Raw genomic sequence first — 22,276 nt, 5'->3', positions numbered from 1 at the left:
TAAACGGCAAGCAAAGTGAATAGCACATAAATCCATTCGACAGAGCGAGACTTTCGTCGAGATCATGGCTGTATGTCCGTTGTCAAGGAGGTCGATTTCACTCCTCACCCCACATCCCCTCAGCCGGTGCCGATGCGGATCTGGCTCGACGACTCCGACAGCCCGGCCGACGTGATCGACGCGATGGCCCTGTCGCCGTTCGTCACCGGGGAGCAGCCTTGGTCGCGCACGACCAGCCTCACGCGGATCCGCACCGGCGCCCCGCTGGCCCCCGAGGGCGGCCGCCTGCTGCGCGTCGCCCAGCACACCGACGGGTACGAGACGCGGCTCATCGCGGGTGAGGGATGGACCCTGCGGGTGGTCCGCAACTCCAACCGGTCGGCGACGCTGACCGCCACGGCCGTCAGCGAGGAGCTGGCCGGATCGGTCCTGGAGCAGGCGACCAGGGACGCGGAGGAGGCGGCGCCCGGCTCCGACCACGTGCGGATGGGCTTCTGGTGGCGGTCGAGCCACGGCCCTCACCGCTCCGCCAAGCCCATCACCACCTCGTCCTGGCAGGAGATCAGGCGGAACTACCCCCGGGCCGCCACCGGCCGCCTGGACGCCCTCATGGCGACCACCGCGGCAGACGTGACGGGCCGGCTGGTCCTCCTGCACGGCCCGCCCGGGACCGGCAAGACGACGCTGCTGCGCACGCTCGCCCGCGAGTGGGCGTCCTGGTGCCAGGTCGACTGCGTGCTCGACCCCGAGCTGCTGTTCAACAACCCCGGCTATCTCATGGACGTCGCCGTCGGCTGGGACGGCCCGGGCGAGGACGACGAGCCGCGCTGGCGGCTGCTGGTCCTGGAGGACTGCGACGAACTGATCCGCGCCGAGGCCAAGCAGTCCACGGGCCAGGGCCTGTCCCGCCTGCTCAACCTGACCGACGGTCTCCTCGGCCAGGGCAGGGACGTGCTCGTGGCGATCACGACGAACGAGGACCTCAGCCGGCTCCACCCGGCCGTCGTACGGCCCGGGCGGTGCCTGGCCCAGGTCGAGGTCGGCCGCTTCGAGGCGGACCAGGCGGCCCGGTGGCTGGACCGGGCGGACGGCGTGAGCCCCGGCGGGATGACGCTCGCCGAGCTGTTCGCCCTGCGCGACGGCCGCCCGGCCACCGCCGACGAACCGGCCCCCGCGATCGGCCTCTATCTCTGACCGGACCACGGCGGCCGATGCCGTACCGTCCATGTGTCGGATACGTAAACCATCCGATGTGCCAGGTCGGGGCGGTAACAACAATCGGCGAGGTGGTCACCCTGCTGTCGGCCGGACCGAGCCCCCAGGCGAGCCCCGTCGTCCTCCACCGCTGGTCCGTCGAGGCCCGGGAGACGGGGACGGCGAAATACCTGGACCCGTTCGCGCCCGGCGGCGAGCGGGAGTGGCCCTGCACGCGCTGGACGTCCCCGGAGCGGGAGATCGGCTTCCCGGCCACCGAGCTGGTGCCCTCCTGGACGGCCGCCGCGCCGCCCGGCGCCTGGCTGGAGATCGAGATCCAGGCGCGCACCGTCACCGGCACCCTGACCAAGTGGTACGTCATGGGCCGGTGGGCCGAGACCGACGCCGACATCCACCGCACGTCGCTGCCCGGTCAGGGGGACGCCGACGGGGACGTCGCCGTGGACACCTTCGTCGCCGCCCGCCCCGTCACGTCGTACCGCGTGCGCGCCACCCTGTACGGCACCGGCGGCGCCGTGCGCTCGCTGACCGTGATGGCCTCGGCCGTGGGACAGGCGGGCAGAGGCGGCCGGCCGGGGCCGCGGGCGGTCGAGCTCGACGTGCCGCGCCGTTCGCAGAAGGCCCACGCGGGGCACTATCCGCAGTGGGACGGCGGCGGGGAGTCCTGGTGCAGCCCCGCGTCGTTCACGATGGTGCTGGACTACTGGGGGCGCGGGCCCGCCCCGGCGGAGCTCGACTGGGTCACCCCCGGCGACCCGTGCCCGGCGGTCGACCACGCCGCGCGCGACATGTACGACCACAGCTACCAGGGGACCGGCAACTGGCCCTTCGGCGTCGCGTACGCCGGGCGGTACGGGCTGGACGGCTTCGTCACGCGGCTGCGCTCGCTGGCCGAGCTGGAGCGGTTCATCGCCGCCGGGATCCCGGTGATCACCTCGCAGGCGTTCCGCGATCACGAGCTGCCGGGTGCCGGATACTCCACCGGCGGGCACATCATGGTCGTCACGGGGTTCACGGCCGACGGCGACGTGATCGCGAACGACCCGGCCGCGCCGGACGACGACGGCGTGCGGCGGGTGTACCCGCGCGCGGCGTTCGAGAACGTCTGGCTGCGCGCCACGAGCAGCGGGGGGATCGCGCACATCGTGCATCCCCCCGGCACTCCGCTTCCAGACTCCGGGGGGAACTGGTGACCATTCGGGCCGTCGACGTCGCACGGGTGGACGACCGCCCGCTGTGGGTGGAGATCTCGGGAGACGAGGTCTGGTGGGACGAGCCGCGCCCGCGGGAGGGCGGCCGGCGTTGCGTGGTGCGGCGCAGGGCCGACGGCGTGATCGAGGACGTGCTCCCGCAGGGCTGGAACGCCAGGAACCGGGTCATGGAGTACGGCGGGCGGTCCTGGCGGGCGCACGAGGGCCGCCTGGTGTTCACCAACTGGGCGGACGGGCGGATCTACCTGTGCTCCCCCGGCGAGGAGCCGGTCCCGCTCACGCCCGGCGACTCCGCCCGCTACGCCGACCTGGTCGTCCACGGCGACGAGGTGTGGTGCGTGCGGGAGCGGGGCGAGGCCCGCAGCGGCGAGCGTGACATCGTCGCGGTGCCGCTGGACGGCTCTCCCCTGCGCAGCGTGGTGAAGAGTCACCACTTCCTGATGAACCCGCGCGTGTCGCCGGACGGGCGGACGCTCGCCTGGATCGGCTGGAACCATCCGGACATGCCCTGGGACGCCACCGAGCTCTGCGTCGGCCCGGTGGAGGGCGGTCCCCACCGCGCCCCTCACCGGGTCCTGCTGTCCGGCGCGTCAACCTGCCAGGCCGAGTGGCGCGACGACGACAGCCTGTACGCCGTCACCGACCCCACCGGCTGGTGGAACATCCACCTCGTGGGGCTGGACGGCACGGCGCGCGACCTGACCCCGGTGCCGCTGGAGTTCGGCGACGCCACCTGGAAGATCGGCGGGACGTTCTTCGCCGTCGCCGGCGGCCGCATCGCGGCCGTGTACGGCACGGCCGACGAGCGGCGGCTCGGAGTCCTCGACGACCCCGCCGCAGCGAGTTCCATCCGGGACGTGGGCGGCGACTACACCCACTGGGTGCCCGCCCTGTCGGCCCGCGGCTCCCACGTCGTGGGCGTGGCGGCATCGCCCCTCCGGCCGTACGAGGTGGTGCGGGCCGACCTGGACACCGGGGCCCACGAGGTGCTGTCCCCCGGCAAGCCGGTGCCCGGGGACGCCGAGCTGCCCACACCCGAGGCCGTGACCGTGGACGGAGTGCACGCGCACCTGTACGCCCCGGCCGGCGGCGAGCCCGCGCCGTACGTGGTGTTCGTGCACGGCGGGCCGACCAGTTCGGCCGCGCCGGTGCTCGACCTGGAGATCGCGTACTTCACCAGCAGGGGGATCGGCGTCGCCGAGGTCAACTACGGCGGCTCCACCGGCTACGGCCGGACCTACCGCGAGCGGCTGCGGCACAACTGGGGCGTGGTCGACGTCCGCGACTGCGAGACGGTGGCGCGGTGGCTGCTGGACACCGGGCGGGCGGAGAAGGTGGCGATCAGGGGCGGCAGCGCGGGCGGCTGGACGTCGATGGCCGCGCTCGTCCACAGCGACGTCTTCTGCGGCGCGGTGTCCCACTACGGCATCTCCGACCCCGAGCACTGGGCGGCCGAGACGCACGACTTCGAGTCACGCTACCTCGACGGGCTGATCGGCCCGCTGCCCGAGACCCGGCAGCGCTACCTGGACAGGTCGCCCGAACTGCACGCCGGACGGGCGTCCGGCCCGGCCCTGCTCCTGCACGGCCTGGAGGACAAGGTGGTCGATCCGGCGCAGTCGGCGCGCTTCGCCGCCGCGCTGGCCCGCCACGGGCACCGGTGGGCGTACCTCACCTTCGAGGGGGAACAGCACGGCTGGCGGCGCGAGGAGACCATCGTCCGGGTCCTGGAGGCCGAGCTGGCGTTCTACGGGATCGTCTTCGGCTTCCCGACGCCGGAGGTCGCGCCGCTGACGCTCCACAAGGGGGAGACACAGTGAGCGAGGTCGCGGCGATCTGCTCGGAACTGCTGCGGATCGACACCACCAACGACGGGTCCGGCGACGGGCCGGGCGAGCGGCGCGCCGCCGAATACGTGGCGTCCCTGCTCGCCGAGGTCGGCATCGAGCCGGTGGTGTTCGAGTCGGCGCCGCGCCGCACCAGCGTGGTGGCCCGCATCCCGGGTGACAGCTCCGACGCGCTGCTGCTGCACGGGCATCTCGACGTCGTGCCCGCCGACCCCGCCGAGTGGCGTACGCACCCGTTCTCGGGCGAGATCGCCGACGGCTGCGTGCACGGCCGGGGCGCGGTCGACATGAAGGGCACGCTCGCCATGACCCTCGCCTGGGCCCGCGAGAACGCCCGCAGGGGCGTGCGCCCCCGGCGCGACCTCGTGCTGGCGTTCCTCGCCGACGAGGAGTCCACCGGCGAGTACGGCGCGGGACACGCGGTCGAGCGGCACCGCGACCTGTTCGAGGGCTGCACCGAGGCGATCAGCGAATCCGGCGGCTTCTCCTGGTACGAGGGCGACGTCCGCATCTACCCGGTGGCCGTCGGGGAGCGCGGCACCGCCTGGATGCGCCTGACCGCCCGCGGCGTGCCCGGTCACGGGTCCAAGCCCGCCGTGGACAACCCCGTCGCCGAGCTCGCCCGGGCCCTCGCCCGTCTCGCCGACCACACCTGGCCGGTACGGCTGACGCCCCAGGTGGCAAGGCTGATCGAGGAGCTGTCGCGGGCGCTCGGCCGGCCGATCGACGCCGACCGGCTGGAGGAGGAGATCGAGCGGATCCCGCGCGCGGCCGCGCTGTTCAAGGGCGTGCTGCGCAACTCGGCGAACCCGACCATGCTCGACGCGGGATACAAGGTCAACATCATCCCCGGCACGGCCGAGGCCCACGTTGACGGCCGGTTCCTGCCCGGGCAGCGCGAGGAGTTCCTGGAGACCGTCGACCGGCTGCTCGGCCCGAAGGTCACCCGCGAGTTCGTCAGCTTCGAGGAGGCCGTCTCCTCCCCCGCCGAAGGGCTGTTCGACGAGCTCACCGCCGCCCTGCTCGCCGAGGACCCCGCCGGCAGGCCCGTGCCGTACGTCATGACCGGCGGAACCGACGCCAAGTGGTTCGCCAGGATCGGCATCAAGGGCTACGGCTTCGCGCCGCTGCTCCTGCCGCCGGACCTCGACTACTTCGGCATGTTCCACGGCCTCGACGAGCGGGTGCCCGTCGAGGGCCTGGAGTTCGGCGTGCGCGTCCTCGACCGGCTGCTCGCCAGGGCCTCGTAGGACCGCTCAGCCCTGGTAGAAGGTCATGTCCACGCCGGAGACGGCGTGCCGGACGAGGGTGAACCCGGTCAGGTCCGCGTGGGCGCCGACGCTCTCGCTCAGGCACACCTGCCCCGGCGCGGCGAGGTCCTGGGCCATCTTGGACGCCTGGTTCACCGGCGCGCCGGCCACGTCGCGGCCGCCGTCGGGCGTCCGGCCGGACAGCACCGGCCCGCTGTCCACTCCGACGCGGCAGGTCATGCCGGCCGCGGCCAGGGCGTTCCGCAGCTGCAGGGCGAACGACACGGCGGGGCCGGGCCGGTCGAACAGGTAGATGGCGAGCGGGCCGGCGACCTTGACCTCGACGGCGCCCTCCGCGGGCAGGAGGCGCAGACCCGTCTCCCGCATGCGGGCCGACAGCTCCAGGCCCCGCAGGAGCGCGACCTCGGCCGTCTCCCCGGCTTCCTGTCCGGCTCCCTCGCCGCGCTCGGCCAGCACCACCGTCCGCTCACGCAGGTGCCTTCCCGCGAGCGTCGCGGCGAGAGCGGCGTCCCGCGGGTCCAGGCGCAGCAGGTCCTCGTAGAAGGCGGCGGAGTAGGGGATGGGATACCACCGGCCGTCCACGGGCTCCGCGCCGCCGTCGCGCGGGCCGTCCAGGACCCGGTAGACCGCGCCCAGAGGCCCCTCCTGCCCGTCCTTGCGGCGCAGGACGAAGCCGTGGTTCACGGGCAGCCGTTCGGCGACGGCCTCCGTCACCGCTATCTCGCCGCCCTCGGTGTGGTTCTCCGCGAGGTGCTCGATGGCGTCGGCCTCCGCGCCGTACAGGCCGCCGTCCAGGTCGTAGTAGTCGCCGTGGTGGACGCCTATGCCGACGCGGATCCGGCAGGTGCGCCCGATCTCGTCCTGCGCCCGCAGCAGTGCCGACAGCAGCGCCCCCGCGTCGGTCGAGGCGGGGTGGAACATCTGCGCGTTGTCGGCCGCCCAGACGCCGACGGCCCGGCCGCCCGCGCCGGTCCCGTACGCGTGCAGGACGCGTTTCGGTCCGTCGATGAGCGCCAGCACCTCCAGCAGGCCATGGCTGCGGCTCAATTTGGTCAGCCCGGCGGAGTCGGAGACCACGCTGTAGCCGGTCGTGACGTGCGCGCCGAGCAGGCGCCGCGCGTCGGCGGCGGTGCGGCCGCTCGCGCGCCACTGCTCCACCAGCGTCAGCGGCAGGCCGGGAGCCGCGTCCCTGGCGAGGTCGAAGGAGCCCGGGTCGTGCCGGGCGGCGGGGAGATCGGTGGACATGGGCGCACGCTAGCTCACTCCGTGCGCTCATCCCGTCGCGTTGCGTGCCGAAGCTGGAGCCTCAGCGCAGGCGCGGATCGAGGGCGTCGCGGACCACGTCGCCGAGCATGAGGAAGCTCAGCACGGTCGCGGTGAGGAACAGCGCGGGGAAGGCCAGCAGGTGCGGGTGCTCGGCGAAGAACGTCTGGGCGATGTTCAGCTGCAGGCCCCACGACACGTCGGGGTACTGCAGGCCGACGCCGAGGTAGTCGAGGGTGGCCTCGCCCGCGATGACGTTCCCGACGTTCAGCATGGCCACCACGATGACCGGCGCGATCGCGTTGGGCAGGATGTGCCGGAACATCAGCCTGCGGTCGCTTGCGCCCAGCATGCGGGCGGCGGCGACGAAGTCCATGTCCTTGACGGCGATGACCTGGCCGCGCATCAGCCGGGTCATGGTCGTCCAGCCGAGCAGCACGAGGACCAGCGTCATCGCCCATATCCCGTGGTCGGGGAAGGCCACCAGCACGACGGTCGCGCCCAGCACGAACGGGATGCCGAAGAACACGTCGGTGATCCGGGAGATGACCGCGTCGGCGACACCCCCGTAATAGCCGCCGATCAACCCGAGCACGATGGAGATCAGCAGGGCGAAGACGGTGACCGCGACGCCGACCACGATGGACGCCCGGGTGCCGTGCACGACCTGCGACCAGTAGTCGCAGCCCTGCAGGTCGTACCCGAACAGCGCGCCGTCGGCGGGGCCGCGTTTGGACATGCGCAGGTCGCAGGACTCGTTGGGGCCGAGGCGGGCGAACAGCCCGGGGAAGGCCGCCATCGCCAGGGCCACCAGCAGGACGGCGGTGGAGAACCAGAAGACCACGCGGCCGCGCAGCTCCGCCCAGGCGTCACGCGCGAGCACGGCGGATCCTCGGGTCGAGCACGCCGTACAGCAGGTCGACGGCCAGATTGGCGAGAATGAAGATCATGACGAGCAGGGTGACGACGCCGACGACGACCGGACCCTCCTGAAGCTGGATGGACTGGAACACCTGCTGACCGATGCCGGGCAGGTTGAAGATGCCCTCGGTGACGACCGCCCCGGCCATGAGGTTGCCGAAGTCGACGCCGAGATAGGTCACGACCGGGATGAGCGAGTTGCGCAGCGCGTGCAGCCCGATGACCCGCCGCCGTGCGAGACCCTTCGCGGTCGCCGTACGGACGTAGTCGGCGCGCAGGTTCTCCACGAGGGAGGTGCGGGTGAGCCGGGCCACGTACGCCAGCCCGAACGAGCCGAGGACCATCCCGGGCAGCAGGTAGCTGCCGGGCCAGCCCTCGTCGGTCCCGGCGGTCGGGAACAGCCCCAGATTGAGGCCCAGCACGATCTGGGCCGTGTACCCGACCACGAACACCGGGACCGCGATGACGAACGTGGTGCCGGCGAGGACCGCCGTGTCGGCGGCCCCGCCGCGGCGCAGCCCGGCCAGGACGCCGAGCCCGACGCCGACGGCGAGCTCGAAGACCCAGGCGGTCAGCGCGAGTTGCGCGGTGACCGCCCAGCGGTCCTGGAGGAGCTCGCTCACCGGCTGGCCGGTGAAGGTCTCCCCCAGGTCGCCCTGGAACACCCCGAGCATGTAGCGGCCGTACTGCACGAGCAGCGGCTCGTCGAGGTGGTAACGCGCCCGCATCACGGCGAGCACCTGCTCGGGCACCGGCTTGTCGCCCGCGAGCGCCAGGATCGGGTCGCCCGGCAGCGCGAACACCATCGCGTAGATCAGGAAGGTGGTCGCGAAGAACACCGGGATCGCCTGGGCCAGGCGCTGCGCGGCGTACCTCACCCTCGTGTCACCCCTGCTTCACGCTGATCGCGTCGAGGTTGGCGCTGTACGGCGTGACGTTCACTCCGCTGAGCCGGTTGGAGTAGCCGATCTGGTCCTGCCAGTTCCACAGCGGGATCATCGGCATCTCGGCGAGCGCGATGTCCTCGGCCTTCTGGTAGAGCGGGAGGCTGTCGTCGAAGGTGGGGGCGGAGTTGGCCTGGCCGATGAGGTCGAGGAACTCCTTGTTCTCCCAGCCCATCCGGTTGCCCTCGCCCCACATGGACTCCAGGTAGTTCTGCGGGCTCGGGTAGTCCATGACCCAGTTGTTGCGGTACGGCCCGTCCTGCTTGTGGGCGCGCAGCGTCGACAGGTAGTCGGACGCCGGGATCTTGCGGAACTTGATGTCGGAGATGCCGAGGTTCTGCTTGAGCTGGTTGGCGACGGCCGTCATCCACTGCTCGTAGCTGGGGTCGGCGTTGGAGAACCACAGGTTCAGCGTGCCGCTGAAGCCGCCGGCCTGGTCGAATAGCGCCTTGGCCTTGGCGGGGTCGTAGGTGCACGCCTCGCCGCAGGCGTTCTCGCGGTAGCCGGGCACCAGCGGCGCCAGCAGCGACGACATCGGCTTGAACGTGCCGTTGTAGACCGCGTCCACGATGGCCTGCCGGTCGATCGCCATGGAGATGGCCTTGCGCAGGTCCGGGCTGGCGAACCGCTTGTCGAAGACCGGGACGCCGAGGTAGTCCATCGTGCCGCCGGCCGTCGCCACGAACCGGTCGCCGAGCAGCTTCTTGGCCTCGGGCGCGCTCGCCGGGGGGATCGTGAGCTGCAGGTCCACCCGGCCTGCCCGCAGGTCGGTGTACGCGGTGTCGCGGCTGGCGTAGATCTTGAAGGTCACCGCGTCGGCCTTGGCCGCGCGCTCGCCGGTGTAGGACGGCGACCGCTTGACCTTGATCTGCTTGTTGTGCTCCCAGGCGCCGTCCAGGACGAACGGCCCGTTGCCGATCGGCGCCTGGTCGTACGCCTTGAGGTCGCCGAACGCGGCCTTCGGCATCGGCGCGAACGCGATCCACGCCAGCGTGATCGGGAACTGGCTGAACGGCGCGGTGAGCGTGACCTCGAGGGTGGTGTCGTCGACGACCTTGAGACCGCTCAGTTTGTCGGTGGAGGGCTCCCCGCTCTCGGGGTTGAGCTTGTCGTAGCCCTCGATCTTGTCGAAGTAGTAGTTGTTGGTCCACGCGTTCGGCCCGTACGCGGCCGCGTTCCACGCGTCGGCGAAGCTCTGCGCGGTCACCGGCTCGCCGTTGCTGAACTTCCGCCCCGGCTTGATCTTGATCGTCCAGACCTTCTGGTCGGTGCTGGTGACCGACTCGGCCGCCCGCATCTGCGGCTTGCCCGTGGCGGGGTCGATGGCGACCGGTGTGTCGAACAGCGCGTCGAGCACGGTGAGCGAGTAGCTGCTCGAGGTGTTGCCCGGAGTGAGATGGTCGGGTTCGGTCAGCGCGACCGAGAACGCGTTCGCTCCCTTGCCGCCGCCGTCGCCGTCGGACGACGATCCTCCCCCGCATGCGCCGCTCAGCATGATGGCCGCCACAGCGAGGGCGGCCGCCCGGCTTCTCGTGACCCTCACTGGTCCTCCGCCTCTCCGTCGTGTTGCGGGTGAGGGTAGGTAACAGGGCCGCCGTCTGCATCGGAGACTTTACGTATTCCTTGCGGAACCTTTACCGGGCAGGCTGAGCATGGAGGATCCATGGACGCAATCAGCCTCAGCGCGCGGAGCCTGCACGCCGTCGCCGAACTCGGCTTCCAGGTGGCCCGGCAGGGGGCGCACGGGGCGATGACCGCATTGGGCGAGGTCATCCCCGTGGAGGCCTACGAGTTCGTCGCGTTCGACCCGGCGACCGGCCGCCACCGCTCGCTGGTCTCCGCCGGCTACACCCGGGTGGACGACGACGCCGCGGAGGAGTACGCCCGGCTCGACGCCTACCGCCGGGCCATGTCCCGGCGCACGCCCGTCGTCATGGGCTCCCCCGGCACCGAGCGCTACTTCCGCCGCCACCTGGAGCCGTACGGCTGGCGCGCCGGGATCACCACACCGCTGTTCCTGACCGGCGGGCGCTACACCGGGCTGCTGCACGTCGGCTCCCGCGCGGAGCTGCCGCCGGAGGCGCCCGCGGTGATCAGCGCGGTCTCCCCCGCCCTGGCCCACCTCACCGACGTGACCCGGTGCGTCGTCGACCCGCTCGGCCTGCCGCCCGGTTTCCACGCCGTCGCGTACGAACGGGGCGGGCGGCGCAGGGACGTGGCCGGATGGCCCACGTCGGAGGCGCTCGCGGCCGAACCCGTGATGGCCGAGCTGGCCAGGGCGTTCATCGACTCCCGCGAGCTGTCGCGGCGGGGGCTGTGGCTGGACGGCGCCGGCCAGTGGCGCGAGCTGCGCCTCCACCGGGCCGGCGTGGGCTTCCACGGTTCCATCCAGGGCGCCGTCATCGCCGAGCGTCCGTGCGCCCTGCCGTACGACCTGACCGCGCGGGAGATCGAGGTGCTCACCCGCGTCGCGCAGGGCGACTCCAACCCGCAGATCGCGGCCGCGCTCGTCCTGAGCGTGCGCACCGTGACCACTCACCTGGAGCACATCTTCGCCAAGCTGGGCTGCGACAGCCGGACGCGCCTGACCACGAAGGTTCTCGCCGAGGGGCTGTGCAGGCTCGACATCCCGTAATGATCGCCCTTGCGGGACGTGCCGAGGCCGGGTCCGACATTATTGGCGCATGTCGGTTCACGAGCGTCGGCGGCTCCCCCCGGGTCTGGAGCTGCTGTTCGGTGACGGCGGCGACGGGCGGGTGCTGTCCGTCGACCTGCCGTCCGGGTCCCTCGTGTGGCCAGACCCCGACTACGACAAACTGCGCACTCATCACCATCCCTCGTTCTGGCTGAGCGACGAGCCGGTGCCCGCCGGGCTGTGGGCCCGGCTGCGCGCCGAGCACCCCCGGTCGGGCCTGTGGCCGGTGCTGCTGGAGGACGGCGTGCAGCCCTGGTCGGCCGGGCAGATCGCGCCTGACTCGCCCCACCATGTCGACTACTACAGCGCCGCCGGGTTCATGGCCGAGGCGTGGCAGGACCTGCTGCTGGGCCACGAGGCGTACCTCGCCCCCTTCGGGGCCGAGTGCCCGGGGATCGCACCGCCCGCCGCGCTCGTGGCCGACCCCGACGTGGTCGCCGACTGGTACGCCGACGTGGTGGCCGAGCGGATGACGCCGCTCGGGCTCGCCGCGGTGAACCGCGGCGCCGACGCGATGGTCGCCATGGGCTGGCAGGGGGCGCTGCACCACAACGAGTGGACCGTGCCCCTGGCGGCCGTCGTGCGCAGCTGGGAGGAACGGTTCGGGGCGCGGGTGGTCGGCATGGGGTTCAACACCCTGGAGCTCAGCGTCGCCGCGCCGCCCGCCACGCCCGCGCACGCGCTGCACGTGGCGGCCGAGCACTGGACGTTCTGCCCCGACAGCGTCCTGCAGGGCCCGGGCACGCTGGCCGACTACGCCGAGCAGATCGTGGGTCAGAACGCCTGGTCGTTCTGGTGGGATTAGGACGATAATTACCGGCGGACGATTATGAGCGAGGGAGACGGCTTGGGCGGCACGGAGCTGAACGGGGGCGCGCGGCCCGCCAAGGTGGCGGGCCTCAGCACCGGCACCGCGAACATCGCCAGGATGAGCGACTACCTGCTCGGCGGCAAGGACAACTTCGCCGCCGACCGGGCGTTCGCCGAACGGCTGATGGCCATCGCGCCCGAGGTCAAGACGATGGCGGTGGACACCCGCGAGTTCCTCGAGCGGGTCGTGCGCTTCCTCGTCGAGCAGGGCGTGCGGCAGTTCCTCAATGTGGCGTCCGGGCTGCCGACCCGGCGCAACACGCACGAGGTCGCCCAGGAGCTCGCGCCCGACGCCCGGGTGGTGTACGTCGACGACGACCCGGTGGTGCTCACCCACGCGCGGGCCATGCTCGCCCGCGACCGCGGCACCGGCGTGGTGGACGGCTCCATCCTGCGCCCGGCGGAGATGCTGGCCCACCCCGAGATGCTCCGGCTCATCGACTTCGAACAGCCGGTGGGGGTGCTGATCCCGGCCCGGCTGCAGTATCTCCCCGACGCCGCCGAGCCGTACAAGTGCGTGGCCCAGGTGCGCGACCACCTCGCCCCGGGCAGTCACCTGGCCATCGGCCACGCCGTCTTCGACAGCCGTCCCGAGCTGGCCGCGCCGATCGTCGAGCTGTTCCGGCAGATCGTGCCGCAGGCCGACGACGTGCCGCGGAGCCGGGAGAAGGTGCTGCGCTTCTTCGACGGCACCGAGCTCGTCGACCCCGGTCTCGTCTACATCCGCCAGTGGCGGCCGGACGCCCCGCAGAGCACCGGCCAGGCGCAGCGCGTGTGGATCGTCGGGGGCGTCGGCCGGATCACCGGATGAGCACGCAGGAGGGAGTGCCCACCGCCAGCGCCTGTTCGGCGGGGCCGGGCAGCCCGTCCTTCAGCGTCAGCACCGCGATCGCGTCCGAGCGCTGGTTGGCGACGTAGAGGCGGTCTCCGTCGACGACGAAGTGGCGTGGCCAGCTTCCGCCCGCCGGCGCCTCGGCCGCCAGCGTGAGCCGGGGCCCGTCGACCTCGAACACGCTGATGGTGTCCGGCCCCCGGTTGGCGACGTACAGGTGGCGGCCGTCGGCGGACAGCGCGATATGGGAGGGCAGGTTGCCGCCGCCGCTTTCTCCCGCGGCCCCGCTCGCCCGCACCACGCCCGCCTCCCGCCACTCGCCGTCGTAGACGCGCACGGTCCCGTCCAGCTCGCCGGTGACGTACCAGTGCCCCTCGTGGTGCAGGAAGTGCCGGGGGCCGCTGCCGGAGGCCAGCCGTACGGGCCCGCCGGGGTGCGGGCGCATGCCGGGCAGGAAGCGGCGCACCTCGTCGGTGCCGAGGTCGGTCACGTACAGCACACCGTCGGGCCCGAAGACCGCCTGGTGCGCGTGCGGGCCCTCCTGCCGGTCGGGGTGGGGGCCGCGCCCCTCGTGGGGGAACGTCAGCGGGCCGGGCTCGGGCATCCCGTCCTCACCCAGCCGGTAGGCCGTGACGGTCCCGTCGCCGTAGTTGGCGATCGCCAGCCACCGCGCCTGCGCGTCGAGCGCCAGGTGGCACGGCAGCGACCCGCCGCTCGGGTGCTCGGCCAGCGGCCGGGGGGCGGGCTCGCCGGGCTCGTCGGCGAAGACCGCGAGGCCGCCGTCCCCGGCGCGTTCGAGCGCGGCGTACAGCAGCGGCAGCCGCGGGTGGGCGACCACGAACGACGGTCCTGAGGCGGCCGTCTCGGCCACCGTCTCCAGCCGCCCGTCCGCCTGCGCCCGGGCCACCGTCAGGCCGGGGCCCGATCCCTCCGTGTCCGGGGTGTATCCGCCGATCACCAGACCGGGACGGGGCATTGTCACTCCAAAGATCAGATCGTCGGGATACCGAATGGTATCGGCCAGCCGGGAGCCGGGTGGACGACCGCGACCGGGCAGGGGGCGCGCCACAGCAGGCCCTGCCCGACCGAGCCGAGCAGCCGGGTCCGGGCGCCGGCCCCGCGAGCCCCGACGACCAGCAGCGGGGCGTTCCCGGCGTACGCCAGCAGGGCGGGCAGCGGCGGCGCCTCGACGACCCTGGTCTCGATCGTGAGCCCCGCCCGGCAGCGCCGCCGCCACGGCTCGACGATCCTCGTCAGCGCCCGCTCGCCCTCCGGCCCGCCCCCTCGCGTGGCGTAGACCGCGGTCAGCGGCAGCGACCGGCCGCGCGCGACCTCCACGGCGAAGCGCAGGGCGCACTCCGTCTCCGGTCCGTCCGGCCGCGCCGCGTCGATCCCCACGACCACCCCGCCGGCGGGCGGTGCGGGCGCCGGCGCGCCGACCACGACCACCGGGCAGGCGGCGTGCGCCGCGGCGTACGCGCTGACCGAGCCGAACAGCAGCCCGGTCAGCCGCCCCCCATGCCCCCGATGCGCCCTGTGCCCCATCACCAGCATCGCGGCCTCCCGGCTGAGGGCGACCAGCGTGTCCTTGGGACTCCCCCGGACGAGCACGGGACGGACCTCCCGGCCGGGCAGCAGGCGTTCGGCCAGCCGTACCCCCTCGAACAGCCGCAGCGCCGCGAGGCGGCGTTCCTCGGCGGCGACGGCCTCGGCGCGCTCCGGGTAGGGACCGTCCCACACCTCGCAGACCGTGACGCCCGCGCGTCGCCGGACCCGGCACTCCGCCGCGGCCCACTCGACGGCGGCGCGGCTCTGCCGGGTGCCGTCGTAGGCGACCACGATCTCCTGCCTCATCTCACTCACGTCCCGGTGCGGCGCGGCGCAGCGCGTCGCACAGCGTCACGGTGAGCACGGCCGCGCCGAGAGCCATCGCCCAGCCGAGCGGCGGCAGCGGCACGAGGGCCAGCGGCGCGCCCAGGAAGGGCACGGCGGTGACGAGGGTCTGCAGGGCCAGCGTGGCCGTCACCGCCACGAGCACCGAGCGGCCACGCCACCAGCCGCGCTCGAAGGTCATCCGGCGCGCCCGGGTCACGTACGCCAGGGTCAGCCGGGCGAAGACCAGGGCGAGCACGGCCTGGGCGCGGACCTGTTCGTCGCTCCAGCCGAGCCGCCGCGCCGTCTCCACGGCCGCGAAGACGAGCACCGCGACGACCCCCGCACGCAGCCCGATGCGGGTCAGCGCCGTCCACGCCATCAGCCTCTCGCGCCGCCGCAGCGTGAGGGGGTCACCTGCCGGGCGGTCGACGCCGAGCGCGATCGCGGGGATCCCGTCCAGGGCCAGGTTGATCCAGAGCAGGTGCACCGGGAGCAGCGGCACGACGAGCTCCGGCCAGACGATCAGCCCCGCCAGGACGATGAGGATCTCCGCGAGGTTGCCGGCGAGCAGGTAGCCGATCATGGAGGCGACGTTGTGGCGCAGCCTCCGGCCCTCCCGCACGCCGGTCACGATCGTGCCGAGTTCGCCGTTCGTCACGACGACGGCGGCGGCCTCGCGGGCCACGTCGGTGCCCTCATCCCCGGCCATGGCGACGCCGACGTCCGCGTGCCGCAGGGCGGGGGCGTCGTTCACGCCGTCGCCGGTCATCGCGACCACCTCCCCGCGCTCCTTCAGCTCGCGTACGAGGCCGAGCTTGGTGGCGGGGTCCACCCGGGCCACCACGGCGCCGGCGTCGATGCCGACCTCCGCGGCGACCGAGCGCGCGGTCTCCGCGTGGTCGCCGGTCACCATCACGACCCGGATGCCCGCGGCCCGGCAGTCGGCGACGGCCCGGCGCGCGGAGGGCCGGATCTCGTCCTGCAGCGCGACCAGGCCGAGCGGGCGTAGGCCGGAGGCGTCCAGATCGCCGGTCTCCCCCTCGGCGAGCGCGAGCACCCGCAGCCCCCGCTGGGCCAGCCCGGACACGGCCTCGGCGAGCCGGTCGGTCCGTTCACCGGGCACGCAGCGGGCCAGCACCACCTCGGGGGCGCCCTTGAGCGTCAGCAGCGGGCTCGCCCCGTCCCCGGCGGTGACCACCGCCATCGAGCGGGTCTCGGCGTCGAAGGGACGGGTGGCGATCCGGCTCTCCCCGGCCGGCAGCCGTACGTCCTCGCGGGCGGCCGCGGCGGCCAGCGCGACGTCCACCGCGTCGCCCAGCCCGTCTTCGGCGTCGTTGCAGCGCAGCGCGGCCCGCCACAGCTCGGTGCCGGAGACGGCGAGGTGGTCGGCCACGGTGAGGTGGCCGGTGGTCAGCGTGCCGGTCTTGTCGGCCGCGATGACGGTCGTGGCGCCCAGGGCCTCGATGGCGGGCAGCCGGCGCACGATCACGCCGAGCCGGGCCATGCGCTGGGCGCACAGCGCCAGCGCGGTGGTGACGGCCGCGGCCATGCTCTCGGGCACCGCGGCGATGGCGAGCGCCACCCCCGCGAGGATGATGTCGACCAGCGACGCCTCGCCCCGGCTGACCCGGGTGAGGCCGATGAGGATCATCAGGGCGCCCGCCGCGACCGCGAGCAGGCCGACGCGCCGCGACACCTGGGCGAGCTCGGCCTCCAGCGGTCCCCTGCCGCCGCCGCGCAGGGCCGAGGCGATGCGGCCGACCTCGGTCGCGGCGCCGGTCCGCAGCACTTCGGCCGTTCCGCAGCCGTGCACGACGAGCGTGCCGGAGAAGACCTCCCCCGCGCGGTCGCCCAGCGGCACGTCCGGCCCGCCGGCGCCGCCCGCCCGTTTGGCCGCCGACAGCGACTCCCCCGTCAGCATCGCCTCGTCCACCGCCAGCGCCTCGGCCTCGACCAGCCGGGCGTCGGCGGGCACCCGGTCCCCGGCCGCGACGACGACGAGGTCGCCGGGGACCACCTCGGCCGCGGGCACCCGCCGGACGGCGTCGTCCCGCACGACCGTGGCCATCGGCGCGGTGAGCGCCCGCAGCGCGCGCACGGCCTTGTCGGCCCTGGCCTCCTGGCCGGTCCCGATCAGCACGTTCACCAGCAGGATGGCCAGGATCGCGATGCCCTCGGGCACCTCGGCGAGGACGACGAGCGTGACCAGGCCGGCCATCAGCAGCAGGACCGACAGCGGATCCGCCAGCTGACGCGCGGCCCGCACCGGCAGGGCCGGCGGCCGGGGCTGGGGGATCTCGTTGGGCCCCTGCTCGGCGAGCAGGCGCGCGGCCTCCTCCTCGGGCAGTCCGCGCAGCGTGCGCACAGCGGATGTCATGTCACCAGCAGATCATCCGGCCTCCGGCGGCGGCCCCGGGCGAAAGCCATCGGCCCGCGGGACCTTCGGCCCGCACCACGCAGGGTAACCATCCGTGCGATACGGGCATATGCCCTATGTCGCTTATATCCGCAGCTTAGTGGGCAGGTGATTGCCAGGTGTCTCGTCACTGCGCGGACGTTCCCGGAACCGGTCTCGTCACGACGGTGCGGCGGCTCGCGGTGGCCGCGCTCGTCGTCTCGCTGGCGGGCCTCGCCGTCCCGGAGGCGGCGGACGCGGCCTCCGCGCCGCTGCGCCGCAAGCCGCACGCGGCCGCGGCGGCCAAAGCGAAGGCCAGAGCGGCAAAAGCAGTCAAGGCCGCCAAGGCTGCCAAGGCGGCGAGGGCCAGAGCGCAGGCCGAGCCCAGGCCCGGACCGCAGGGTTACCAGATCGCCCGGGACTCACGGACCAGAGCCGCACAGCACAATTCAGGCAACGGCCGGAACATCCAGAACCTCAACGGCGTCAGCACGCCCTCGCTTCTGAGCGGCCCGCAGTCGACCACCGTCACCTCCGCCGGGAGCATCACCAGTCAGGGCGCGTACTGCGCCCCAGGCAGCCCCTCCTGCGACATCTCCCAGAGCATGAGGTGAGCGACCGCTGCGCGTTCATCAGATGTGATGGCGGCGCCACCTCCGGTCGGCCGCCGCCCAGGCCGCCTCCCACTCGCGGTAACGCCTGCGGTCCAGCCGATGACGCCCCAGAGCGAATCCGGCCCAGGCCAGGACGGCGGCCGCCGACACGACGCCGAAGGCCGCCAGCCACGCCCGGGTCACCGTCTCGGCCCGCTGCGGCGGCGCCGCGGCCGGCCTGCCCTCGGCGTCGACCCACAACCGCGCGTTCGCCGGGCCGTCCCGCAGGAGGAGTGCCACCGGGACCATGCCCTCCCGGACCTCGCCGCTCGGCAGCGTCCACCGCGCCGGACTCGTCAAAAGCAGCCCGCGGGCGTTGGCCTGGACGGCCGACGGGTCCTGGATCACGGTGGCCTCGACCAGCTGCCGCGCTCCCGGCCCCACCCGCTCGGCCCTGACGCCGCCGTCGTACATCGTACGAGCGATCATCGCGGCAGGCCACACCGCGAGCAGGACGGCGGCCAGCGCCGCCACCACGAGCGCCGCCTCGATCCGGTCGGAACGGCGGCGCAGCGGGTTGCGATCAGGCCGGTAGCGGCGTAGCCGCGACACGACCCAGCGGGCGATCGATCTCATGGGCACACCTCCTGACGACCACAGGAGGTCCCACTTCCCCCGGCACGCCCGTCCACGCGCGCCCGAGCGGCCCGAGATCGGCCTACCTCACTCCATGACCTCGGAGGGGGCGCGGCGGACGCTCTCGCTCTCGTCGATGACGAACCCCAGCCGCATGATCATCTGCGGTGACTCCCCCGAGCACAGATGCGTGCGGATGAACTCCCGCAACTCGGGCATCTCAAGTGCCTGTGTGTGGAAGGCGACGCTCACCCCGTACGCGGAGGCGTGCAGCAGCATCCGCTGCAGCGCCTCACCGGCGCGCAGCCAGTCCTCCCGGGCGTCGCCGCCGGTGCTGAGCAGCGCCACGAGACCCGTCGACGCGGACACCCGCTCGTCCGGCGCCAGCCCCCACTCGTGCCCCCGGGCGTAGTCCCGCTGCGCGAAGTGCTGGGGGTGCATACGCCGGGGATCGGTCGGATAGCCCGCCGCCGGCACCCCGTCGCGGCGCGAACTGCCCGGCGGCCGGGCCCAGCGCATGAGTTCCAGGACGAACAACCGGTCCTGTGACTGCACGTCCTGGGCCGCGCCGGTGAGCGCGGCGAGCACGCGGGCGGCGGCGTCCGACGTGATCGGCATCAGGTGGCCGCCTTCGGGCGCCGCCTCCGACATGAGCGCGTCGACCAGGCGATCCGGCACCGGCAGAGCCGTGAACCCGGACCGGTGGGTGCGGCGGCGCTCGATCTCGGCATGCAGCAGGCGGATGTGCTCGCCCGGCTCACGCCCGGGGCGCACCCGTATCCTGGCCAGCAGCAGCGGACGCTCCGGGTCCGGGAAACGGCGGACCTCGGGCTCGTAGCCGAGCGCCAGCAGGGTGATACGCACGTTGAACAGCGCGGCGCCGCAACTGATCGTCATCTGCCGGCCGGTCGGGTCGGAGATCCGCAGCTTCCTGTCGGGGTCGGCGCGCAGGCAGATCTCGTCGCCGGAGACGCCGAACGACCAGGGCTGGGTGTTGTGGATCGAGGGCGCCCACAGAGCCGCCTCCACCGCGGCCTGAGCGGCCTGCGCGATCCCCTCGGACGTACGAGTGTTCACGATCTCATCCCCTGGGCTCGGTTACAGCAACGGCGGGGCGATGAGCAGGTCGTCCACGAGGAAGGCGACGTCGGCGTCCACCTCGACGACCCCCTCGACGTGGCGTACGGCGCGCAGCAGCGGCTTGACGTCCGACCTGCGGGGCACCTGTCCGCTGATCCCGACCACGCCGCCGGAGACGGTGATCCGCAGGTCGTCGGGGCCGAGGTTCAGCCGGGCGGCGATCTCCTCGATCTCGGCCAGGATGTCCTCCGCCGGGCGGACGAACACGCGCAGCAGGTCTCCCTGGTGCACCGTGCCCATGATGCGGCCGGTCATGGCGTCGATGACGGGCAGCTGCTTGATGCGGTTGCGGTGCATCAGCCGGGCCGCGTCCCGCACCGACGTGCCGCCGGTCACCGTGATCGCGGGGCGCGACATGATCTGGCTGGCCTTCGTGCCCGCCGCCTTGCGATGCTCCTCACGCCTGCGGGGACCGTCGAACACGCTCTCGTCCAGGGCGAACTCCTTCAGGAGGATGTCGTCCTCCGAGACCACGCCGACCGGACGCCGGTCGGCGTCGATGACTGTGACCGCGCCCACCTTGAACCGCTGCATGGTGGCGACAAGATCCGCGAACGACGCGTCCATCGGCACCGCGATGGCGACCCTGCCCATGACATCCTTCACCTTCGCCGTCATGACGACGCCTCCCATCTCCTCATTGCCAGCGTGCCTCGCCGCGTCCCCCGGGGTCAGCGGTGAAGGTCCTGACCACCCGGGACCTTCGACCACCGGTCACGTCCTCCCCAGCCATGGCTAAGGACCCGGTCGACAGGGCCCTCAGTCCCTTCGCATGCGGCCCGATCGGCGGTGCGATGGAACTGGGAACGGCCACGGTCCGGGAAGGAGCCGATCATGCACATGAAGGTGCGGGACGTCATGACCAGCGAGGTCGCCTCCGTCAACGGCAGCACGCCGTTCAGGGACGTTGCCGAGGTGCTCATCGCGCACGAGGTCAGCGCGGTGCCCGTGGTCGACGGCGAGGGCCACGTCGTCGGCGTGGTCTCGGAGGCCGACCTGCTGCGCAAGGAGGAGTTCCGCGAGCAGTTCTACCGCGAGGGCTACCGGCCGCCGCTGCGGGCGCGCCTGCGTGAGGCCGTGGGGCACGGCGCCGCCAGGACCCAGGAGCGGGCCCGCGGCGTGACCGCCGCCGAACTCATGTCCGCCCCCGCGGTCACCACCCGGCCCTACACCAGCGTGGTCAGCGCCGCGCGCCAGATGAGCCGGCACGGGGTCAAACGCCTGCCCGTGGTGGACGACGAGGGCGTGCTCGTGGGCATCATCAGCCGCCACGACCTGCTCAAGGTCCTCGCCCGCGCGGACGCCGACATCGCCAGGGAGGTACGTGAGGACATCATCGGCAACTGCCTGTGGGCCGACCTGTCGGGCGTCGAGGTGTCGGTATCGGAAGGCGTCGTGACGCTCACCGGCGCGCTGGAGCGCCGCTCCCAGGCACGGGTGCTCACGCGAATGGTCGAGCGGACCAACGGCGTGATCGGAGTCGTCGACCGCCTGGAGTGGAAGGAGGACGACGCCGGTCCATGGGAGAGCGCCTGATCGCCGGAAGGGCCGGCCCCGCCTGCGGGTGATCACGTCTGCGATCGCCGGGCTCTGGCGGGGTGGTGGTAGGTGAAGGCCCAGCGGTCTTTGCCGGCCCTTCGGCGGGTGTAGCGGTCGGGGTGTTGGTAGCGGTCGCGGTTGTGGAACTGGCAGGCCGGGCCCAGCAGTTTGAGGTCGGTCAGGCCGCCGGTGCTCCAGTTGTCGGCGTGGTCGATCTGGCATTTGGTGGCGGGGAGGGGGCAGCCGTCGATCCAGCAGGTGGCGTAGCGGGCGAAGATCGCCCGCCGCTGGGCCGGGGTGGCCAAGCGGACCTTGCGGCCCATGTCGAGCACCTGTCCGTCGGCGTCCATGACCAGGCGCACGAGGGTGGAGGTGCGGGCCAGGCGGTGCACGCCGGCGATGGGCAGCACCTGCCCGGTCGCCAGCAGCAACCCCGGCACCGTCCCCAGCAGTGGACCCAACACCGCCCCCGGCAGCCCTCCGGCCGACGCTCCCGGTGGCCCTTCCGGCTCTGCCCCCGATGACGACCCCGGCGACGCCACCGGCTCTGCTCTCCGTGGCGACCCCGGTTCTGGTCCCGGTGACGCCACCGGCTTTGCTCCCCGCGTGCCGAAGGGCCTCTCCGCGTTTCCCGGCCCATGCCGGACCTCCCCCGCAGGCCGGGGTCCGGCGTGGGTGTGACGGACAGAGGCGTCGCCAGGTGGATCAGACGATCGCCACTCACCCCACCGTGACTCCCAGCGGTCCCGGCTGCCCCGGCTGTCCTCGGGCGTCTCGGCGCCCTGAGCGTTCCGGGCGCCTTCGGTGTGCCCGGTGCCGTGGCTGTCCTGCACGTCTTCGGTGGCCTGGGTGTCCTTGGGAGCCTCGAAGGTCTCGAAGGTCTCGGGGCGGTCGGCGCTGTTGGCAGCGCTCTGGTCGACGCTCGCGGAGTGGCCGGTGTCGGGGGTGGGGTCGGTGGGGAGGGATTCGGCGTTGACCAGGACCAGGAGCTCGGCGGCGATCTTCTCCTCCAGCAACGCCATGAACGCA

General features: G+C 73.0%; 20 protein-coding genes. 9 read left to right on the top strand and 11 right to left on the bottom strand.

The window, feature by feature from the left end; genetic code table 11:
* Positions 1-72 precede the first annotated feature (72 nt).
* The 4 genes from ACWEQG_RS31650 to ACWEQG_RS31635 all read left to right on the top strand — a co-directional run bounded on the left by ACWEQG_RS31650 (position 73) and on the right by ACWEQG_RS31635 (position 5,523).
* Positions 73-1,194: a DUF5925 domain-containing protein gene (locus ACWEQG_RS31650; RefSeq protein ID WP_452290335.1), complete on the top strand. Its 1,122-nt coding sequence runs from the start codon at positions 73-75 to the stop codon at positions 1,192-1,194.
* Between the two features lie 92 nt (positions 1,195-1,286).
* The gene (locus ACWEQG_RS31645) at positions 1,287-2,408 is read left to right on the top strand and encodes a C39 family peptidase (protein ID WP_452290333.1); all 1,122 of its coding nucleotides are present in this window, start codon (positions 1,287-1,289) and stop codon (positions 2,406-2,408) included.
* Complete coding sequence (locus ACWEQG_RS31640; RefSeq protein WP_452290331.1) at positions 2,405-4,246, top strand: S9 family peptidase; 1,842 nt, start codon at positions 2,405-2,407, stop codon at positions 4,244-4,246. The genes ACWEQG_RS31645 and ACWEQG_RS31640 overlap by 4 nt, the downstream gene beginning before the upstream one ends.
* A complete protein-coding gene (locus ACWEQG_RS31635) occupies positions 4,243-5,523 on the top strand; it encodes a M20/M25/M40 family metallo-hydrolase (RefSeq protein WP_452290329.1) in 1,281 nt (426 codons plus the stop codon). The genes ACWEQG_RS31640 and ACWEQG_RS31635 overlap by 4 nt, the downstream gene beginning before the upstream one ends.
* 6 nt (positions 5,524-5,529) lie before the next feature.
* Here ACWEQG_RS31635 and ACWEQG_RS31630 read toward each other — a convergent pair whose 3' ends face one another.
* The 4 genes from ACWEQG_RS31630 to ACWEQG_RS31615 form a co-directional block, all read right to left on the bottom strand.
* The gene (locus ACWEQG_RS31630; protein ID WP_452290327.1) at positions 5,530-6,789 is read right to left on the bottom strand and encodes a hypothetical protein; all 1,260 of its coding nucleotides are present in this window, start codon (positions 6,787-6,789) and stop codon (positions 5,530-5,532) included.
* 61 nt (positions 6,790-6,850) lie between these two features.
* The gene (locus ACWEQG_RS31625) at positions 6,851-7,690 is read right to left on the bottom strand and encodes an ABC transporter permease (RefSeq protein ID WP_452290326.1); all 840 of its coding nucleotides are present in this window, start codon (positions 7,688-7,690) and stop codon (positions 6,851-6,853) included.
* The gene (locus ACWEQG_RS31620; protein WP_346228876.1) at positions 7,677-8,606 is read right to left on the bottom strand and encodes an ABC transporter permease; all 930 of its coding nucleotides are present in this window, start codon (positions 8,604-8,606) and stop codon (positions 7,677-7,679) included. The genes ACWEQG_RS31625 and ACWEQG_RS31620 overlap by 14 nt, the downstream gene beginning before the upstream one ends.
* 7 nt (positions 8,607-8,613) lie before the next feature.
* Positions 8,614-10,215: a peptide ABC transporter substrate-binding protein gene (locus ACWEQG_RS31615; protein ID WP_452290324.1), complete on the bottom strand. Its 1,602-nt coding sequence runs from the start codon at positions 10,213-10,215 to the stop codon at positions 8,614-8,616.
* Positions 10,216-10,335: 120 nt separating this feature from the next.
* Here ACWEQG_RS31615 and ACWEQG_RS31610 point away from each other — a divergent pair, with 120 nt between their 5' ends.
* The 3 genes from ACWEQG_RS31610 to ACWEQG_RS31600 are packed head-to-tail and all read left to right on the top strand — an operon-like array spanning position 10,336 to position 13,048.
* On the top strand, positions 10,336-11,307 hold the full coding sequence (locus tag ACWEQG_RS31610; protein WP_452290322.1) for a response regulator transcription factor: 972 nt from the start codon (positions 10,336-10,338) through the stop codon (positions 11,305-11,307).
* 49 nt (positions 11,308-11,356) lie between these two features.
* Entirely contained in the window at positions 11,357-12,172 is an 816-nt protein-coding gene (locus tag ACWEQG_RS31605) for a DUF4253 domain-containing protein (protein ID WP_452290320.1), read from the top strand.
* 42 nt (positions 12,173-12,214) lie between these two features.
* Positions 12,215-13,048, top strand: a complete 834-nt coding sequence (locus ACWEQG_RS31600) for an SAM-dependent methyltransferase (RefSeq protein WP_452290319.1) — start codon at positions 12,215-12,217, stop codon at positions 13,046-13,048.
* Here the strand turns inward: ACWEQG_RS31600 and ACWEQG_RS31595 are convergent.
* Genes ACWEQG_RS31595 through ACWEQG_RS31585 form a run of 3 tightly spaced genes read right to left on the bottom strand, consistent with a single transcriptional unit; the run spans position 13,038 to position 17,321 of the window.
* Positions 13,038-14,045, bottom strand: a complete 1,008-nt coding sequence (locus ACWEQG_RS31595) for a lactonase family protein (RefSeq protein WP_452290317.1) — start codon at positions 14,043-14,045, stop codon at positions 13,038-13,040. The two genes, ACWEQG_RS31600 and ACWEQG_RS31595, sit on opposite strands and share 11 nt — an antisense overlap.
* 14 nt (positions 14,046-14,059) lie before the next feature.
* Positions 14,060-14,923: a universal stress protein gene (locus ACWEQG_RS31590; protein WP_452290315.1), complete on the bottom strand. Its 864-nt coding sequence runs from the start codon at positions 14,921-14,923 to the stop codon at positions 14,060-14,062.
* 1 nt (position 14,924) lies between these two features.
* On the bottom strand, positions 14,925-17,321 hold the full coding sequence (locus ACWEQG_RS31585; protein WP_452290313.1) for a cation-translocating P-type ATPase: 2,397 nt from the start codon (positions 17,319-17,321) through the stop codon (positions 14,925-14,927).
* Between the two features lie 158 nt (positions 17,322-17,479).
* Between ACWEQG_RS31585 and ACWEQG_RS31580 the strand changes: the two genes are divergently transcribed.
* The gene (locus ACWEQG_RS31580; RefSeq protein ID WP_452290311.1) at positions 17,480-17,953 is read left to right on the top strand and encodes a hypothetical protein; all 474 of its coding nucleotides are present in this window, start codon (positions 17,480-17,482) and stop codon (positions 17,951-17,953) included.
* Between the two features lie 18 nt (positions 17,954-17,971).
* Here the strand turns inward: ACWEQG_RS31580 and ACWEQG_RS31575 are convergent, their stop codons facing one another.
* From ACWEQG_RS31575 to ACWEQG_RS31565, 3 genes are all read right to left on the bottom strand, one after another.
* The gene (locus tag ACWEQG_RS31575) at positions 17,972-18,568 is read right to left on the bottom strand and encodes an Rv1733c family protein (protein ID WP_452290309.1); all 597 of its coding nucleotides are present in this window, start codon (positions 18,566-18,568) and stop codon (positions 17,972-17,974) included.
* Positions 18,569-18,655: 87 nt separating this feature from the next.
* Positions 18,656-19,645 carry an Acg family FMN-binding oxidoreductase gene (locus ACWEQG_RS31570; protein WP_452290307.1) on the bottom strand — a complete coding sequence of 330 codons (990 nt, stop codon included), beginning with the start codon at positions 19,643-19,645 and terminating at the stop codon, positions 18,656-18,658.
* Between the two features lie 21 nt (positions 19,646-19,666).
* Positions 19,667-20,326, bottom strand: coding sequence for a CBS domain-containing protein (locus ACWEQG_RS31565; RefSeq protein WP_452290305.1), 660 nt, complete (start codon positions 20,324-20,326; stop codon positions 19,667-19,669).
* 216 nt (positions 20,327-20,542) lie between these two features.
* Here ACWEQG_RS31565 and ACWEQG_RS31560 point away from each other — a divergent pair, with 216 nt between their 5' ends.
* Positions 20,543-21,244 carry a CBS domain-containing protein gene (locus ACWEQG_RS31560; RefSeq protein WP_363472465.1) on the top strand — a complete coding sequence of 234 codons (702 nt, stop codon included), beginning with the start codon at positions 20,543-20,545 and terminating at the stop codon, positions 21,242-21,244.
* A 32-nt stretch (positions 21,245-21,276) separates the two neighbouring features.
* Here ACWEQG_RS31560 and ACWEQG_RS31555 read toward each other — a convergent pair.
* A partial coding sequence (locus ACWEQG_RS31555) for a DUF222 domain-containing protein (RefSeq protein ID WP_452290303.1) occupies positions 21,277-22,276 on the bottom strand: 1,000 nt, incomplete at its 5' end.

The sequence above is a fragment of the Microbispora sp. NPDC004025 genome, from assembly GCF_053604425.1.
Note: the sequence above shows the minus strand (reverse complement) of the source record. Positions and strands in the feature narration are given on the sequence as shown.

Coding starts and splice junctions, on each gene's coding strand:
- ACWEQG_RS31650 (WP_452290335.1), top strand. CDS start 73: ATGTCCGTTGTCAAGGAGGTCGATTTCACTCCTCACCCCACATCCCCT.
- ACWEQG_RS31630 (WP_452290327.1), bottom strand. CDS start 6,789: ATGTCCACCGATCTCCCCGCCGCCCGGCACGACCCGGGCTCCTTCGAC.
- ACWEQG_RS31575 (WP_452290309.1), bottom strand. CDS start 18,568: ATGAGATCGATCGCCCGCTGGGTCGTGTCGCGGCTACGCCGCTACCGG.
- ACWEQG_RS31565 (WP_452290305.1), bottom strand. CDS start 20,326: ATGACGGCGAAGGTGAAGGATGTCATGGGCAGGGTCGCCATCGCGGTG.
- ACWEQG_RS31560 (WP_363472465.1), top strand. CDS start 20,543: ATGCACATGAAGGTGCGGGACGTCATGACCAGCGAGGTCGCCTCCGTC.
- ACWEQG_RS31595 (WP_452290317.1), bottom strand. CDS start 14,045: ATGCCCCGTCCCGGTCTGGTGATCGGCGGATACACCCCGGACACGGAG.
- ACWEQG_RS31605 (WP_452290320.1), top strand. CDS start 11,357: ATGTCGGTTCACGAGCGTCGGCGGCTCCCCCCGGGTCTGGAGCTGCTG.
- ACWEQG_RS31610 (WP_452290322.1), top strand. CDS start 10,336: ATGGACGCAATCAGCCTCAGCGCGCGGAGCCTGCACGCCGTCGCCGAA.
- ACWEQG_RS31585 (WP_452290313.1), bottom strand. CDS start 17,321: ATGACATCCGCTGTGCGCACGCTGCGCGGACTGCCCGAGGAGGAGGCC.
- ACWEQG_RS31590 (WP_452290315.1), bottom strand. CDS start 14,923: ATGAGGCAGGAGATCGTGGTCGCCTACGACGGCACCCGGCAGAGCCGC.